The organism is Pluralibacter gergoviae ATCC 33028 = NBRC 105706, from assembly GCF_001598855.1.
Lineage (GTDB): Bacteria > Pseudomonadota > Gammaproteobacteria > Enterobacterales > Enterobacteriaceae > Pluralibacter > Pluralibacter gergoviae.
Genome location: NZ_BCZS01000078.1, coordinates 1 through 2,218 on the forward strand (window position 1 = coordinate 1; position 2,218 = coordinate 2,218).

The 2,218-nt window shown below is 68.9% G+C and carries 2 protein-coding genes; both read left to right on the forward strand.

Annotation, left to right across the window (positions count from 1 at the left end; all coding sequences use genetic code 11):
* The coding region (locus ENGE1_RS26135; RefSeq protein ID WP_174543328.1) for a type VI secretion system tube protein Hcp at positions 1-204 on the forward strand (204 nt) is incomplete at its 5' end.
* A gap of 163 nt (positions 205-367) precedes the next feature.
* Positions 368-2,218, forward strand: a 1,851-nt coding sequence (locus ENGE1_RS26140) for an AAA family ATPase (protein ID WP_064360891.1), incomplete at its 3' end; no start/stop codon positions are given.

A 2,218-nucleotide genomic window follows, 5' to 3' on the forward strand; every position in this document is an offset into this window, starting at 1 on the left:
CAGGAGGTGGAGTACTTCAACACGAAGCTTGAGAACGTCAAGGTGGTGAAGGTCGCCCCGCTGATGCACGACATCAAGGACCCGGCGAAGGAGAAGCACAACCACCTGGAGCGCCTTGAGCTGCGCTACGAAAAAATCACCTGGACCTACAAGGACGGCAACATCATTCATTCCGACTCCTGGAACGAACGCGTGACCGCATAACCCCCGGCGCGGACAGGGCAGCCTGTCCGCTTTTTTGCTGAGCGTCCGCCCCGCGGGCGCTGAGCAAAGCAACCCGAATCCTGCCTTTCCGCCTGATGCGCTTTGGTCAGTTGACAGCGACGGGCGGTAGCGTGCCTGACCCTCTCATAAGGAGCCCCCTGATATGGAAAACCCCGCCGTCCTGCTGCGCCGCCTCAACCCCTACTGCGCCCGCGCCCTGGAGGGGGCGGCCTCCCTGTGCCGGACCCGGGCCCACGCCGGCATCCTGCCCGAGCACTGGCTGCTCAAACTGCTGGAGCAGGGGGAGGGCGACCTGACGGTGCTGGTCCGCCGCTACGGGTGGGACATGGACGGGATGTGGCAGGATTTACTGGCCTGGCTCGATAAGCAGCCTCGGTCGGTGCGCCAGCGCCCGCAGCTGTCAGACAGCGTGCAGAGCCTGCTGCAGGAGGCGTGGCTCATCGCGTCGCTCGCCGGCGACGGGCAGATGCGCAGCCTGCACCTGCTGATGGCCCTGACGGAGAAGCCGGCGCTGCTGGCCTGCGACGGCCTGTGGCCGCTGCTGACCCTGGGGCAGAGCCAGCTTGAGCGCCTGAGGCCGCTGCTCGACGCGCAGTCGGAGGAGCGCCCGGAGGTGCAGCAGGTGGAATCGCCCGTGACTACGGATGAGGCGGCACTTGCGGCACAGCCTGACGCGGCCCTGACGCCCGGCGAACTGACGCCCGCCCTGCAGGGCGCCCTGGACAGGTTCACCCTCGACGTCACCGCGAAGGCGCGGGAGGGCAAAATAGACCCGGTGTTCGGCCGCGATACGGAAATCCGCCAGATGGTGGATATCCTCTCCCGGCGGCGCAAGAACAACCCGATACTGGTCGGCGAGCCGGGGGTGGGCAAGACCGCCCTGGTTGAGGGCCTCGCGCTCAGAATCGCCGAAGGCAACGTCCCCGCCTCCCTGAAACCGGTGAGCCTGCGCACCCTCGACCTCGGCCTGCTGCAGGCGGGGGCGGGCGTGAAGGGGGAGTTCGAGCAGCGCCTCAAAAACGTCATCGACGCCGTGCAGCAGTCGCCGCAGCCGGTGCTGCTGTTTATCGACGAGGCGCACACCCTCATCGGGGCGGGCAACCAGGCGGGGGGCGCGGACGCCGCCAACCTGCTCAAACCGGCCCTGGCGCGCGGCGAGCTGCGCACCATTGCCGCCACCACCTGGAGCGAGTACAAGCAGTACTTCGAGCGCGACGCCGCCCTGGAGCGCCGCTTCCAGCAGGTGAAGGTGGACGAGCCGGACGACGATACCGCCTGCCTGATGCTGCGGGGCCTGAAGTCCCGCTACGCGGCGCACCACGGGGTGCACATCACCGACGACGCGGTCAGGGCGGCGGTCACCCTGTCGCGGCGCTACCTGACGGGCCGCCAGCTGCCGGACAAGGCGGTGGACCTGCTGGACACGGCGGCGGCGCGGGTGCGGATGAGCCTCGACACGGTGCCGGAGGAGATGGTGCAGCTGCGCGCGCGGCTCACCGCCCTTGAGCTCGAGGCGCAGGCCCTGCGGGAGGATATCGCCGCCGGCAGCGGCGGGCACGGCGAACGGCTGGCGGAGATTGCGCGCCAGCGGGAGGAGAAAAACGGCGCACTCGCTACTCTCACCGCGCGGTTTGAGGAAGAGAAAACCCTGACGACAGCGCTGATGGACTGCCGCCGGGACACCGGCCGGCAAAATGAGATACCTGACCTGAAGCAGCGGCTGGCGGCCCTGCAGCAGCCCCACGCCCTGGTGCAGGCGGACGTGGACGTCCGCACGGTGGCGCACGTCATCGCCGACTGGACCGGGGTGCCGCTCTCCTCTCTGATGAAGGACGAGCAGACGGAGCTCCTGAACATCGAGCGCGGGCTCGGGAAAAGGGTGGTCGGCCAGGACGCGGCCCTGACCGCTATCGCGCAGCGCCTGCGGGCGGCGAAGACCGGCCTGACGCCGGAGAACGGCCCGCAGGGGGTGTTCCTGCTCACCGGCCCGAGC